The organism is Bacillus sp. z26 (assembly GCF_058313635.1).
Genome location: NZ_JBZFQM010000001.1, coordinates 1,009,052 through 1,023,921, shown reverse-complemented (window position 1 = coordinate 1,023,921; position 14,870 = coordinate 1,009,052). Strand labels below are relative to the sequence as shown.

Sequence of the window (14,870 nt, the reverse complement as noted above, 5' to 3'; positions counted from 1 at the left end):
AAAAGGTTCCGATGATTTTCAAAAAATGCATAATGTTCAATTTGGTGGAAATAATTGGGACTTTCCGTAATTAATGATGCTTCAGTGCTAAAACTAATCCAATGCACATCCAGATGCGAGAAACTTTGTCGTAGATTCATCAAAAAAATACACCGCCAGCAGGTAGGAAATCTGAAGGCGGTGTATTTTTCTTTCAAGAGTTATACTTACATTCGAAATTAGTCTAATTTCTTAATAACAACAGAAGCATTTACGTTTGCTTGTGTGCCTCCGACTACGCTCGCAAGACCAATCGCTGAAGCAGAAGAATGATTGCGAAGAGTAAGAGTTTGGCCAGCTGCTATGGCAAAAATTGCTTGCCCGCTATTTTGCTGTGTACCAGCACCTGAACCGTAGACTGTTCCAGGAACCTCCGTACCATTTAAAAATAGTGCAAATTGGTTTGGTTCTGTACCAGACACGGAAAAAGTGACCTCATATAGACCTGGCACGGAAAATAGGATTGAAGGGGTTCCTGGAGCATGTGTAATACCAGCAGTAAGAACTCCATTTGAATCAAAAGGAACATCCGCTTCTATTGCAACCGTTTGAGCAGTTAGGTTATAAATATACGCGAATTCTGCTAATCCTGTCCCCGTAGCCCCCGTAGCGCCAGTAGCGCCGGTAGCTCCAGCAGGACCAGTGTCGCCGGTAGCGCCGGCAGGACCAGTGTCGCCCGTGGCACCTGTAGCTCCAGCAGGACCGGTGTCGCCCGTGGCACCTGTAGCGCCGGCAGGACCAGTGTCGCCCGTAGCCCCCGTAGCGCCGGCAGGACCAGTGTCGCCCGTGGCACCTGTAGCTCCAGCAGGACCGGTGTCGCCCGTGGCACCTGTAGCTCCAGCAGGACCAGTGTCGCCCGTAGCCCCCGTAGCGCCGGCAGGACCAGTGTCGCCGGTAGCGCCTGTAGCTCCAGCAGGACCAGTGTCGCCGGTAGCGCCGGCAGGACCAGTGTCGCCCGTGGCACCTGTAGCTCCAGCAGGACCGGTGTCGCCCGTGGCACCTGTAGCTCCAGCAGGACCAGTGTCGCCCGTAGCCCCCGTAGCGCCGGCAGGACCAGTGTCGCCGGTAGCGCCTGTAGCTCCAGCAGGACCGGTGTCGCCCGTGGCACCTGTAGCTCCAGCAGGACCAGTGTCGCCAGTAGCCCCAGTAGCGCCGGCAGGACCGATGTCGCCGGTAGCGCCCGTGGCACCAGTAGCCCCAGTGTCGCCGGTAGCCCCCGTCGCGCCAGCAGGACCGATGTCGCCAGTAGCGCCCGTGGCACCCGTAGCTCCCGTCGCGCCAGCAGGACCGATGTCGCCGGTAGCGCCCGTGGCACCCGTAGCTCCCGTCGCGCCAGCAGGACCGATGTCGCCGGTAGCGCCCGTAGCGCCAGTAGCTCCAGTGTCGCCGATAGCACCCGTGGCACCCGTAGCGCCGGCAGGACCGATGTCGCCGGTAGCGCCCGTGGCACCCGTAGCTCCCGTCGCGCCAGCAGGACCGATGTCGCCGGCAGCGCCCGTAGCACCAGTAGCTCCAGTGTCGCCGGTAGCGCCCGTAGCACCTGTAGCTCCAGTGTCGCCGGTAGCGCCCGTAGCACCTGTAGCACCAGTGTCACCGGTAGCGCCCGTAGCACCTGTAGCACCAGTGTCGCCGGTAGCACCCGTAGCTCCCGTCGCGCCAGCAGGACCGATGTCGCCGGTAGCGCCCGTGGCACCCGTAGCGCCAGTAGCCCCAGTGTCGCCGGTAGCGCCCGTGGTACCGGTAGCGCCCGTGGCACCAGTAGCCCCAGTAGGTCCAATGTCGCCGGTAGCCCCGGTAGCACCAGTAGCGCCAGCAGGTCCAGTAGGTCCGATGTCGCCCGTAGCGCCGGTAACCCCAGTAGCGCCGGTAACCCCAGTAGCGCCGGTAACCCCAGTAGCGCCGGTAACCCCAGTAGCGCCGGTAACCCCAGTAGCTCCTGTAGCACCAGTGTCGCCGGTAACCCCAGTAGCGCCAGTAACCCCGGTAGCACCAGTAGCACCAGTAGCGCCGGTAACCCCGGTAGCACCAGTAGCGCCAGCAGGTCCAGTAGCCCCCGTAGCTCCAGTTGGTCCACTTCCAGTAGTAATTTCAGTCACTTGCCTTAATTTGCTGTCTAGTAATATCTCCTTTTTCATTGCTAATTCCAGCGTATCTTGGACGCTGGTATTCACTTGCAAGATATCGTCTAACGAAGCTAGTGGAGTCAAACCAGGTATTGTACCCAGTGCATATTGTAGTTTTTCTCCTTCGGCATTAATGATATGGGCTAACCCTAATTCTTCCATCGCAATGGAAGCTAAAAGTAGGTTGATGGCATCATCCCTTGTAAGTGTAATGTCAGGGGAAATATTAGGAATGTTTGGTTGTGACATATGATTTCTCCTTTACTTTTTTTGAACAGTCCCTCATATTACGTAAATGATAAAAAAGGTTTGCTCTGTTTACATTCTATTCAGGTGAGGAGAAGCTGGTAAGTCAAATGTCCCTTAAGTTGTAAATAAAGCGGAAGTATTGACAGTTCTTTCATTAAAAAATAAGCGAGCAGATTCTTTATCTGAATATGGGAAGTGAGTACGCAGCCTATTTGAAAAGATAGGATTACTTGTATCTTTATTAGAGTTTACTTACCACTAAAAAAGGTATTGCTTAGGGGTGGATCTCAAAAGAACATCAAGAAACATAAGAAGACTCCAGAGAATAATGCTGGAGTCAGATTTTCATGGTAGAGGAATAATTCTGATTACTTCTTTTAATTTATTTTCTAAAAGCAATTCTTTCTTTATTACCAAATCAAGTATATCTTCAACGCTGTCATTCACTGCTAATAATTGTGCTAATGTAGCTGTTGGAGTCAATCCAGGTAAGGTTCCAAGAGCATATTGAATTTTTTCTGCTTCCGCATTAATGATGTGAGCGAGCCCTAATTCTTCCAATGCAATGGAAGCAAGGAGCAGGTTAATTACATCATCCCTATCGATTGTAATTGTTGGTGTAATATTAGGAATATTTGACTGGGACATACATCAAAACATCTCTCTTTCTTCTTTTAATTAAACAACCCAGTATAGTTAACCAGCGTTATGCGACGTACTTAGTTGTTCTATCTAGACTATTCAAGGTACAAAGAAATGGTTTGTATTATTACGTTCTTTTTTGATTTAACTTGCATAAGATATTTAACTTGGTTTCCAAATATTTTAAAACACCATATATTATTAGAAATTTCCAATTGGTGGTGATGGATAATGTATACAATATCTCTTTGTATGATCGTGAAAAATGAAGAAGAAGTATTACATCAATGTTTAAGCAGTGTAAAGGAAATTTGTGATGAAATAATTATTGTTGATACAGGTTCGACAGATAAGACAAAGGACATTGCAAAAGACTTCACGGAAAAAGTTATTGATTTTCCATGGATTAATGATTTTTCTGCTGCAAGAAATTTTGCTTTCAGCCATGCAACAATGGACTATATCTTATGGTTAGATGCGGATGACATTCTCCTTAAAGAGGATCTGCAAAAATTTAAAAGTTTAAAAAATAAACTTGATCTTTCCATTGATGCAGTATCAATGATTTATCATATTGCGTTTGATGAATATGGAAATCCAAGCTTTAGTTTCAGAAGAAATCGTCTAGTTAAACGGAAAAACAACTTTAAATGGATTGGTCCTGTCCATGAATATTTAGAAGTTGGTGGCAATATTTTTTTTGCTGACATAGCGATAACACACAGAAAAAATGAAAAGTCGTCTCAATCTATTCAAAGCGACCGCAACCTTAAAATTTATGAGTATCGCTTGGAAAGCGGAGAAGAATTCACACCAAGAGATATTTATTATTATGCAAATGAATTAAAAGACCATGCTCAGTTTCACAAATCAATTCTTTATTATCAAGCATTTTTAGCGACAAAAAAAGGCTGGGTTGAGGACGAAATCCGAGCATGTATAAATATGGCGGAATGTTATAGAAATCTCGGCAATTTAGAGAAAGAAAAAGAAGCATTAGTAATGTCGATCTGTTATGATGTTCCACGCCCGGAAGTTTCTTGTAGACTAGGAGATTACTATAAAGGCAAAAGGAAATTTAGAGAGGCCATAATATGGTATCGCTTAGCCATTGAAATAGAGGAAGGTGATCACCAAGGATTTAAGCAAGAGGCTTACTCAACCTGGTATCCACATCTTCAGTTATGTGTGTGCTATTGGGAAATAGGCGACATTAGACTTGCGGAAGAACATAATAATCAAGCTAAAAAGTTTCGGCCGAATGACGCTAAAGTAAAATATAATGAGGAGTTTTTTAAAAATATTAATCAATGAGATATAGATACATTGAGTAAAGAAGAGTTATAGTTTCAAGGTTCGATGGTCATATTTGCCATCAATCTGAGTTGAGTTATGATTTCATGAAAGAAACAGGATTAAATTGGACCATGAATAAAGGCTGCTTTGCGTTCAATGACGAACGGAAAGCAGCCTTTTTAGCTTTGCATCAGATTTATGAAATTTTTTCAGCACTCTCGGATAGACTTAAGAAAAGTTATTTTAAAAGGAAAAGAGTAGATGAAAAATCAATGAAGACTCTGGATGGAATAAAGAGTCTTCATTTTGAAAATTTTTGGGTTGTAATATTAAAAACATATTTTAATGCAACACTAATTCATCTTTGTATTCTTTTCGCACAGATATGCTTCTTGTGCCTCATCTAACTTGCCCAGTTGTTCAAGACACAATCCTTTGTATCTCCATGCTCTAAAACTTCCCATCCCTTTTAAAACAAGATGTTTTGTATGATCATCTCCTAGTTCCAAGCATTTTTCAAATGCTTGTAATGCTTCGGTGTATTTTTCCATTTTATATAGAATATAGCCCATATAAAAATGTAAATCTACATAATCTGGATAGAGAAGAAGCGCCTTCTCAATACTTGGCCACGCACCTTCCAGACTATTTGTTTCTATTAATATCGCATATTTCATTTTGTAAAGTAGGGAAGGCGGCATCTGGTTGTTTTGCAAAAAAAGTAAAATGGATTGGTTTACTAACTGAAATGCTTGTTGATAGTTTTCCTGCCTATAAAACTCACTTGCCAAATGGTATTCTATCCAAGGACTGTGCACAGGATCAGATAATTCTTGTTGCAAAATTTGAATGTTTCGTTTTCCCTTTTGTTTCGTTTCCGTTACTTCCAGCATATAACCGTAATGATGAATAGGCACTGCAATGTTTTCAATATCTTTCTCCGTTACTTCAGGCGGTAGAACAATTGTCTCGTGTATCCGATTCTGAAAGGTAATATTTATATGATTACGAAACAGCCGCAATTGGTATATCAAATAGGCATCATTGTTATCAACAGGTTTTGTTTTTCCATAATAATTTAGGACAGGTAGAGAAAGTAGTTGGGCATTCGTCTTTGCTAAAATCTCTGGAATTTGGGCTTTTTTAGCGGCATCTAATTCTTCATCTGCATCTAACCATAAAATCCAATCTCCTGTTGAAAAAGATAATCCATAATTCCGTGCATCCGAAAAATCGTTTTTCCACTCATAAGCATATACTTTCGCACCATGATTCTCACATATTTCAATTGTTTGATCTGTAGAACCTGTATCTACAATGATAATCTCACTAACTATTCCTTTGACACTTTCTAAACAATCCTTAATGCAATCAGCTTCATCTTTCACAATCATACAGAGAGTAATTGATGGATAATTATTCATAAACTCACTTCCTAAAGATGTCCTATAAGGTGTTCTAATTATAACCATCCTGTTTAAAAGTTCTTTAATAACCAGGGAGGAGGAGCTTTAAGATTTGATTCTACTATGATAGATGTGGCAGTAGATTTTAAATGATAATATTGAAGAATTTGTTCTAACATATATTCGCATTGGATCTTATAACTTTTGTTAAAAAAAGGATATTGTTCAATTTCTTTCTTTAATTGTTGAAGAAGAGGCAGAATCGTTTCTGATTGATTTTCATCAAAGGTTTGTAGGATTGACTTTTCGTGTGAAGCTTTAGAATTTAATATTCTTTTGGAAAAAATGGATACATGCAAAGTCCACAATAAAGAGAGGGAGGTCATAACATTCCGTTCCATTTGATTGCTTTCTTTGAAAGGTAACGATTCATGAGATAAAATGGAGTCGAATGTTTTAGTTAGAAATAGTAAAAAAGAATGAAAGAAATTTATATACTCTAATTCTCCATTTTTATGAGCTATGACATCATCCATTTTCAATTGCTCTCCTTTCTTTATGAGGTAGTATTTAATAATATGGAGAATTTTTATATAGGCTCACATCACATCTTAAACATCTCATCCCAGTGTTCCGTCTTTACAATGATTACAAGAATTCTTGTGTATGATGTTTACTATGATTCTTACGACAATCCTCGCAATATTCATCTTTAGTATGGTGTTTACCACGATTCTTACGGCAATCCTCACAATATTCCTCATAATATTCCTCACAACATTCATCTACAGGATGATGTTTTCTATGATCCTTACCACAATCCTCACAATATTCATCTTTATTATGATGTTTTCTGTGATCCTTATGACAATCCTCGCAATCTTCATCTTTATTATGGTGTTTTCTATGATGCTTATAGCAATCATCGCCACATTCATCTTTACAATGTGCTTTTCTAGCTAGATCAATAACGTCATCTAGTTTAAATTCCAGCAAAATTTGAGATTTCACAACTGTACGAAGTGTCTTATTTACGCTTTCATTAATGTCCAAAAAATCATTTGAATTTTTGGGGGAACATTTAAGAAATGCTTGAAGTTTTTCTCCTTCTGCATTTAGTATATGGGACAAGCCAATCTCCTCTAAAGCTATAGAAGATAGAAGTAAATTAATAGTGTCGCAGCGATTTAGTGAAATTACTGGTGTAATATTCGGTATATTAGGGAGAGACATAAATTTCACCACTTTCTTTATTTTGTCTTGTTCAGAAATAGCCAGGTTAAACGATCAAGTTATTTCTAGTAGCGACATTCTATTATTATTTAGAAATATTAAAGTTCATTACAAAGATTACAAAATATAGTGATCTCTAAAGAACCATGATGTGATAACCACCTAACTATATAACATTGTATTCAAGGCAAATAATTAGGTGCTAGTTCGGGAAAGGATTCATCCGTTCATCCGTAGAAAGTTTTCTCTCCCTCTATTTAAAATTGTGTAGTTTTCATGTTTAATTATCTAGATAATTAAAAAAGGAATACCACCAGCTAAGGTGATATTCCTAGAGTTTCAAATAAATTCAATTCTTATTAATGGGATTAACTAATTACAAGACCCGCACTTCCATAACCTAAGACAGTATTTATTAAAGAAAGACCAGTAGCCGTGATAGAGAAAACCAATAGTAGACGATCTTCTGGTGCAACCGGAATCGATAATCCTGTAGTAAGACCATTGCTAATCTCACCAATTGCAACTAAACCTGTGAGTGATGGGGCTAATGTTACTAAAGCTCCAGGAATTGGACTAAAGATATTATCTGGAGTGGTTGATCTATATAACTGTGCTGTAATCGTTATAGAAGATCCTACAAGAGCCAGTGCCGCTGTAGTGCTGAAGTAAGCTGCAATTGATGTGATAATTCCGTCACGCGGAACTGAAAAGGATAAGTTTAGGAGAGTTCCAGTTCCACCAGTACCTGTGAGATCGATAAGCCCTCCAAGAAGGCTAATCCCGGCTACTGAATTTCCAAACCCTACAAGACCTGTCGTATCAGCTACTCCGCCTAGTGCAGTAGTGAGTATCAAAGGTATGCCAGAGGCAAATGGAATGATAGCACCAGGTCCAGTAGCGCCAGTGTCGCCGGTCGGTCCAGAAGGTCCAGTAGCGCCAGTGTCGCCAGTAGGTCCCGTAGCACCGGCAGGTCCGATGTCACCGGTAGGTCCGATGTCGCCGGTAGGTCCAGTAGCACCGGTAGGTCCAATGTCGCCGGTAGGTCCCGTGACTCCAGTAGATCCAGTAGCGCCCGTAGGTCCAATGTCGCCCGTAGGTCCAGTAGCCCCAGTAGGACCGATGTCGCCGGTAGGTCCAGTAGCCCCAGTAGGTCCGATGTCACCGGTAGGTCCAGTAGCGCCGGCAGGTCCGATGTCGCCAGTAGGTCCAGTAGCACCGGTAGCTCCAATGTCGCCAGTAGGTCCAGTAGCGCCGGTAGGTCCGATGTCGCCAGTAGGTCCAGTAGCACCGGTAGCTCCAATGTCACCAGTAGGCCCAGTAGCACCGGTAGCTCCAATGTCGCCAGTAGGTCCAGTAGCGCCGGTGGCTCCAATGTCGCCGGTAGGTCCAGTAGCGCCGGTAGGTCCGATGTCGCCGGTAGGTCCAGTAGCACCGGTAGCTCCAATGTCACCAGTAGGTCCAGTAGCACCAGTAGGTCCGATGTCGCCAGTAGGTCCAGTAGCACCGGTAGCTCCAATGTCGCCAGTAGCTCCAATGTCGCCGGTAGGTCCAGTAGCACCAGTAGGTCCGATGTCGCCGGTAGGTCCAGTGACTCCAGTAGGTCCAGTAGCGCCGGTAGGTCCGATGTCGCCGGTAGGTCCAGTAGCACCAGTAGCTCCGATGTCGCCAGTAGGTCCAGTAGCCCCAGTAGGTCCGATGTCGCCGGTAGGTCCAGTAGCACCAGTAGGCCCGATGTCGCCGGTAGGTCCAGTAGCACCAGTAGCTCCAATGTCGCCAGTAGGTCCAGTAGCCCCAGTAGGCCCGATGTCGCCGGTAGGTCCAGTAGCACCGGTAGCTCCAATGTCGCCGGTAGGTCCAGTAGCACCAGTAGGTCCAGTAGCACCAGGGTCACCGGAAGGTCCAGTAGGTCCAGTAGCACCAGGGTCGCCGGTAGGTCCAGTAGCGCCCGTAGATCCAGTAGCACCAGGATCGCCGGAAGGTCCAGTAGGTCCAGTAGGTCCAGTAGCACCAGGGTCGCCAGTAGGTCCAGTGACTCCAGTAGCCCCCGTAGCGCCCGTAGGCCCATTTCCATCCGTAATTTCAGTCACTTGCCTTAATTTGCTGTCTAGTAGTAGTTCTTTTTTTATCGCTAATTCCAGTGTATCTTGCACACTGGTATTAACTTGCAAGATATCGTCTAAGGAAGCTAGTGGAGTCAAACCAGGTAATGTGCCAAGTGCGTACTGAAGTTTTTCTCCTTCGGCATTAATAATATGGGCGAGCCCTAGTTCTTCCATGGCAATGGAGGCTAAGAGTAGGTTAATGGCATCATCCCTTGTAATTGTAATAGCAGGGGAAATATTGGGGATGTTTGGTTGTGACATATGATTTCTCCTTTATAATTTCTTGAACAGTCCTTCCTAACTCGAATGATAAAACAAGGATTGTCCTGTATATAATCTATTCAGGTAAGAAGAGAGTGTATAAGCTAAATGCCTCTTCTATTGTTAATAAAGTATAGAATTTACTCCAGGAGCAACAATCTTAACGAAAAGAGCCTTTCAAAAACAATAACACCTGGGTATACCCTCTGAAGGAAGCTATTCTTCTATAAACAGAGGTTAGTCTAATAATCATGAGACAAGTTATGGAAACATACACTTAGGAGGAGAGCGTGTGGAGGTGTAAGATGCTCATAGCTAGTTTATGCATGACCGTAAAAGATGAAGAAGCTACTACGGAAAAATTTAAAGATGCTTATAATTTTGCGGAGCGTAGAACTTAAGCTTTTCGACTAAAGAGGAGGTGTAAATTTGCCGACAAGTTGGTATCAAGCAGTTCCAGCTATCATTGATTTAGTTTTTATGGATGGTCCTCAATCGATCCTCGATATAGGTGTGGGATTTGGTAAATACGGTGTCTTACTGCGTGAAAGCATTGACATACCATACGAACGTTATGATAAGGAAACCTGGCATCTGCAACTGGATGGGATCGAAGGGTTTGAAGGCTATAATAACCCAATTCATGATTATGTATATAATAAAATGTATTATGGTGATATTCATTCTGTGTTACCTACCTTAATACAGAAATATGACACACTCTTATTAATTGATGTTTTAGAACATTTTGATAAGGAAGAAGGCTTACGCATAATCGATAAATTATTGGAAGTTACAAATAAATCTTTAATTGTATCTACTCCGATTATGCCGGCACCCCAAGGAGAATACTTAGGAAATATACTCGAAACACATAAAAGTCGATGGAATATAGTCGATTTTATTGATTATGATTTTCAATTCAGTCAAGTGATGGTTGGCAATAATGGTGCCAATATCTTTAAATTTTATCCTACGAATAGGAGGAAGTCTTTTAAAGGAAAGAATAGTCCCATGAAAATCGGCTACCTGTTGCCTCATCGAAATTTAACTGGTGGACTTAAAATGTTATTGGCTCAGATGGAAATGCTGAGAAGTAAAGGTCACCATGTTACAGTCTATTATCGAGGAAACCTGGAAGGGCAAAGAGCATTGCCGCCATGGACTGATATAGAAGTAGATCGTGAAGTGATTATTCCACCTTATGAACATTTTAAAAAATATGTGGATGACTGTGATGTTGTAGTCGCAGGCTGGTATCCACAACTATTAGAATTAAAAGATATAAATACACCTGTTTTCTATTATGAACAAGGGCATGAATTGTTGTTTGGCGATGTTCCAGAATACAACAAATTTAATAATATAAAATTGTACTTGGAGTCATGTTATAGGTCAGATATACCTATTGCAAGTATTTCGAAATTTGTATCTCGTTCGTTAAAGGCCCGATTCGGGATTACATCCGAGGTCATTCCGATTGGAATAGATGTCAATGTATATAAACCAATTGAAAAAAAGGAAGATAAAGATTTATTGACCGTGTTATTAGTTGGGAATCCACATTTACGTTTTAAATCTTTTATCGATGCAATTAATGCCCTGCAATTAGTTTGGGATCGAGGATTGCGTTTTCACGTGAAGTGGGTGTGCCAATCACCTCCATCTAATCATACGACTTTTCCAATTGAAACAATTGTACATCCAAGTCAAGAAGTGCTCATTCAAAATTATCAGGAAGCAGATTTACTTTTATTTACATCATGGTATGAGGGATTTGGATTGCCTCCTTTAGAAGCAATGTCATGCGGAACGCCTGTCATCTCGTCAGATTGTGGCGGAGTAAGGGATTATGCGGTATCCGAGCATAATTGTCTATTAGCAGATCCAGGGGATGTTGAACAATTCGCTAATCATTTAGAAAGACTACTAAAAGATAAAGAACTACGGAAATCTTTAAGTGAAAAAGGAAGGGAGACAGCACTGTCGCTGCGGTATGAAGATTCTATTTTAAAAATTGAAGAATACATGCGGAATTTGATTTAGGGTACTATTTTTTTGCGCTTCCTTTATTTTTTTATTTGTAAGTCACTTTAATAGAAAGACAATGTTAGATGCTTTAAAGGTTAAATTCAGCAAGAAGGTACCAGTCTGGAAATTTGGAAAAGTACATGATTAATAATGCATACTCTTAAAGCCTTCTTTTCATAGTGGGCTTTTTCTTGTTGAGAAAAATATATTGGGATTGTTTCACTGCAAAATGATCAACATTTTTCAATTGGCTACAACTTGTCCTTATTAGGAATACCAACTCAACATTATTTAATCTTATATGAGCAGAGGATATTGGTATGTAATTAAAGTTCAAAAGGCTACTGTCCTGTTATTCTTCCAGAAGGACTATTTACAAATTCATTGGCAACTGATTAAAAAATAGATAAGCGTCTGTCTATCCATTTTAAGTAGTCGGTTAACAATTCCGCCCTCGGCAAGCATTGGGGGAGAATCACATATTCTATAATACAGAAAAAAATAACCCTAGAACCAATGATTGAACAAGGTTTCTAGGGCTATTACTTACGCTATTTACAAAGCGTATTAATTAACGAGAGTAGAACTCAACGATAAGAGCTTCGTTAATTTCAGCTGGTAATTCAGAACGCTCAGGTAAGCGTGTGAATGTACCTTCTAACTTGTCAGCATCGAAAGTTAGGTAGTCAGGTACGAAGTTGCTTACTTCGATTGCTTCCTTGATGATATCAAGGTTGCGGGATTTTTCACGTACGCCAATAACTTGGCCAGGAGCTAAACGGTAAGATGGGATGTCTACGCGACGTCCATCAACCAAGATATGTCCGTGGTTTACAAGCTGACGTGCTTGACGACGAGTACGTGCTAAACCTAAACGGTAAACAATGTTATCAAGGCGAGAATCTAAAAGAATCATGAAGTTTTCACCTTGTTTACCAGGCATTTTAGCAGCACGATCAAACATTGTGCGGAATTGACGTTCGTTCACACCGTACATGTGACGAAGTTTTTGTTTTTCTTGCAATTGCAAACCGTATTCGGAAATCTTTTTGCGTTGGTTAGGACCGTGTTGTCCTGGAGCGTAAGGACGCTTTTCTAATTCTTTACCTGTACCGCTTAGGGAAATACCTAAACGACGGGATAATTTCCAGCTTGGACCTGTATAACGAGCCATAAGAGGACTCCTCCTTGAAATGTTTTTATTTTTGTAAAATAAAAACCGCTGTTTACAATCATTACTGCCATTTCATTTTCATGTACCTTCGCCCTAGCAGCAGCGGGTTACAAGATACACCTCTTGTAAGAGGAATGAAATGAACAAATAATGAAGCGAACATAAGCTGCGATATTTTACACAAAGATTATTGTATAACTTAGTGGGGTATAAGTCAAGAACTTCTTTAGGTTGGGATAACTATAAAAGATATATCCCTCACTGGTTAAAATAAATAAATATAAATATATTGAAAGAAAGTAGTGATTATTTTAGTATATATTGGTAAAATAGGTATAAAGTATCACTTTTTTAAAAAATCTATCTAATTCCATCTAATTATGGGATGAAAGATAACCACAGGTGTTGATTAATTTGATGATAGATAATCAATTGAGTCAGAGTTGGGAATTAAAAATAAAAAGCATATTTGTAAACTGCATGATTAAAGATGATAATGATCTCTTTTTAGAAAGATTTACGGATAAAATGATAGAATTCTTGATGGAATTGTTAATGGTGGATGAGATTGCCTGTTACTTTAACGATCCATGGAAACAAAGGGTTTGCCTTGAAAAGATAGCTTCGAAGACAGATCGTCACAATCACTTTGTCAACAATATTTCGCTTGATACTGTGCTGGAATCATCGCGAAAAGAATTGTGCGAGGGGGCTTGTTTATCATTAAATGAAACCTCACATGCACTTGGAATTCCTTTGCATCATGATGGAGAAATGATGGGACTGTTTGTCGTTCTTTCAGAAAATAAAGGGATAAAAAAAGATAATTGGATTGATTATTCAGAATTGAGGGCAGTGATAGGCGAATTGTTTTATAAGGCAATTGACATTTCTAATAGGAAAAAAGAAGAAAAGCGTTATAAACTATTGCAACGGATTACGACTGAGTTTCACTCCTCTATGAATATGCATTCCGTTTTGGCTGAAGTAATTGATACGCTGCGTGAAGTATACCCGTCCTTTGTGTATTATTTATTAATGTCACAAGATAGTGATAACACATTAAATCTTCCAATTAAAAGCCTTGAAATGGATGGAGAAAATTTATCTGCCATGCAGGCTTATGTATCTGGCAGTGTTCAATTTGAAAATACGGCAGAAATGAATAATTCTGTTTTATATGCACCATTATTAGGTAAGCAGGGAGTTTATGGGGTTTTACAGGTCATTGCACCAGAAACAGTCATATTCCCTGATAATGAGATTGAATTTATCTCGCTGTTGGCTAATACGGCTGGAGGGGCACTTGAAAACGCTCAATTATATGAGCAATCGAAACGTTTAATTGCAGATTTACGACTGATTAATGAAACCTCACATCGCCTCAATTCTACTTTAAGGCTTAGTGAAACGGTTAGTTATATGAAACAACAAATTAATAAATCTTTCCTGGCGGAAGAAGTGGGATTTTTTATGATTAATAATGGACAGACAAAACTTGTGCCGGGAAGTTCACCTTTTTTCAATGATGATGCATCCGAGGGCTATATTCAATATGTTAAAGACAGTTTGGAACAGGATCGGGAAGCTTTGTACATCGGAGACATGGATTTTGATAAAGTCGGACAGGATGGCTACTATAAATCACTGATGGCCTTTCCAATGATACATAGTGGAAAACTGGATGGCTTTTGTATCGTCCTTCATCGAACAGCGTATCATTTTACATTTGATATGTTTAAATTAATGCAATCTCTTATTCATCATTCCTCTATGTCTTTTGTTAACTCTATTTTAAGAGAAGAACTTGAAAAAATGGTGATTACAGATTATTTAACAGGCCTTTATTCAAGGAATTATCTTGAAGAAAGAATGCTTGAATTAATTAATTCTGAAACTGAGGGAACTTTTATATTAATTGATATTGATGACTTCAAATTGACAAATGATACATATGGACATCAAACAGGCGATGAAGTCCTTATTCAGGTGGCAGATTTAATTAAGAACAGTATTAGAGACACGGATATAGGTACTAGGTGGGGAGGAGAAGAGTTAGCTATTTTTCTTCCAAAGGCAACGAGAAGTGTTGGGGAAGCAGTTGCGGAAAGGCTAGTTGAAACAGTAAGGAAAGAAACCAAACCCCCGGTTACCATCTCGTGTGGTGTATCTTATTGGGAATCAACCAAGGACAAAAACAATACAATCAAAAACCTTTTCCAGCAGGCTGACGATGCCCTGTATTCAGCGAAGAGATTAGGTAAAAATCAAGTAGTAGTATCCAATTAAATTAAATGGGGCTAAGCCGGTT

The 14,870-nt window shown here is 40.9% G+C and carries 10 protein-coding genes; 3 read left to right on the top strand and 7 right to left on the bottom strand.

Annotated features, from left to right (window positions below; translation table 11 throughout):
* Window positions 1–218: 218 nt before the first annotated feature.
* Both AC4G3K_RS04790 and AC4G3K_RS04785 read right to left on the bottom strand, forming a co-directional pair.
* Entirely contained in the window at window positions 219–2,411 is a 2,193-nt protein-coding gene (locus AC4G3K_RS04790; RefSeq protein WP_491132604.1) for an alpha-helical endospore appendage domain-containing protein, read from the bottom strand.
* A gap of 345 nt (window positions 2,412–2,756) precedes the next feature.
* Complete coding sequence (locus AC4G3K_RS04785) at window positions 2,757–3,059, bottom strand: alpha-helical endospore appendage domain-containing protein (protein WP_491132603.1); 303 nt, start codon at window positions 3,057–3,059, stop codon at window positions 2,757–2,759.
* 225 nt (window positions 3,060–3,284) lie between these two features.
* On the opposite strand from AC4G3K_RS04785, the gene AC4G3K_RS04780 reads away from it, so the two are divergent.
* A complete protein-coding gene (locus tag AC4G3K_RS04780; RefSeq protein WP_491076132.1) occupies window positions 3,285–4,367 on the top strand; it encodes a glycosyltransferase family 2 protein in 1,083 nt (360 codons plus the stop codon).
* A gap of 335 nt (window positions 4,368–4,702) precedes the next feature.
* On the opposite strand, the gene AC4G3K_RS04775 is transcribed toward AC4G3K_RS04780, so the two are convergent.
* The 4 genes from AC4G3K_RS04775 to AC4G3K_RS04760 form a co-directional block, all read right to left on the bottom strand.
* Entirely contained in the window at window positions 4,703–5,773 is a 1,071-nt protein-coding gene (locus tag AC4G3K_RS04775; protein WP_491076131.1) for a glycosyltransferase family 2 protein, read from the bottom strand.
* A 53-nt stretch (window positions 5,774–5,826) separates the two neighbouring features.
* Window positions 5,827–6,297 (bottom strand): hypothetical protein, encoded by a 471-nt coding sequence (locus AC4G3K_RS04770; RefSeq protein ID WP_491132602.1) that lies wholly within the window; start codon window positions 6,295–6,297, stop codon window positions 5,827–5,829.
* Between the two features lie 106 nt (window positions 6,298–6,403).
* A complete protein-coding gene (locus AC4G3K_RS04765) occupies window positions 6,404–6,988 on the bottom strand; it encodes an alpha-helical endospore appendage domain-containing protein (protein WP_491076129.1) in 585 nt (194 codons plus the stop codon).
* A gap of 368 nt (window positions 6,989–7,356) precedes the next feature.
* On the bottom strand, window positions 7,357–9,354 hold the full coding sequence (locus tag AC4G3K_RS04760; protein WP_491132601.1) for an exosporium glycoprotein BclB-related protein: 1,998 nt from the start codon (window positions 9,352–9,354) through the stop codon (window positions 7,357–7,359).
* A 429-nt stretch (window positions 9,355–9,783) separates the two neighbouring features.
* On the opposite strand from AC4G3K_RS04760, the gene AC4G3K_RS04755 reads away from it, so the two are divergent.
* Window positions 9,784–11,400 (top strand): glycosyltransferase family 4 protein, encoded by a 1,617-nt coding sequence (locus AC4G3K_RS04755; protein ID WP_491076127.1) that lies wholly within the window; start codon window positions 9,784–9,786, stop codon window positions 11,398–11,400.
* A 556-nt stretch (window positions 11,401–11,956) separates the two neighbouring features.
* Here the strand turns inward: AC4G3K_RS04755 and rpsD are convergent.
* Window positions 11,957–12,559: a 30S ribosomal protein S4 gene (rpsD, locus tag AC4G3K_RS04750; RefSeq protein WP_491076126.1), complete on the bottom strand. Its 603-nt coding sequence runs from the start codon at window positions 12,557–12,559 to the stop codon at window positions 11,957–11,959.
* A 417-nt stretch (window positions 12,560–12,976) separates the two neighbouring features.
* Between rpsD and AC4G3K_RS04745 the strand changes: the two genes are divergently transcribed.
* Entirely contained in the window at window positions 12,977–14,848 is a 1,872-nt protein-coding gene (locus AC4G3K_RS04745) for a sensor domain-containing diguanylate cyclase (RefSeq protein WP_491132660.1), read from the top strand.
* Window positions 14,849–14,870: the final 22 nt, after the last annotated feature.

Excerpts from the sequence above, each read along its gene's own strand:
- AC4G3K_RS04775 (WP_491076131.1), bottom strand. The coding sequence starts at position 5,773 with ATGAATAATTATCCATCAATTACTCTCTGTATGATTGTGAAAGATGAA.
- AC4G3K_RS04780 (WP_491076132.1), top strand. The coding sequence starts at position 3,285 with ATGTATACAATATCTCTTTGTATGATCGTGAAAAATGAAGAAGAAGTA.
- AC4G3K_RS04785 (WP_491132603.1), bottom strand. The coding sequence starts at position 3,059 with ATGTCCCAGTCAAATATTCCTAATATTACACCAACAATTACAATCGAT.
- AC4G3K_RS04745 (WP_491132660.1), top strand. The coding sequence starts at position 12,977 with ATGATAGATAATCAATTGAGTCAGAGTTGGGAATTAAAAATAAAAAGC.
- AC4G3K_RS04765 (WP_491076129.1), bottom strand. The coding sequence starts at position 6,988 with ATGTCTCTCCCTAATATACCGAATATTACACCAGTAATTTCACTAAAT.
- rpsD (WP_491076126.1), bottom strand. The coding sequence starts at position 12,559 with ATGGCTCGTTATACAGGTCCAAGCTGGAAATTATCCCGTCGTTTAGGT.
- AC4G3K_RS04790 (WP_491132604.1), bottom strand. The coding sequence starts at position 2,411 with ATGTCACAACCAAACATTCCTAATATTTCCCCTGACATTACACTTACA.
- AC4G3K_RS04760 (WP_491132601.1), bottom strand. The coding sequence starts at position 9,354 with ATGTCACAACCAAACATCCCCAATATTTCCCCTGCTATTACAATTACA.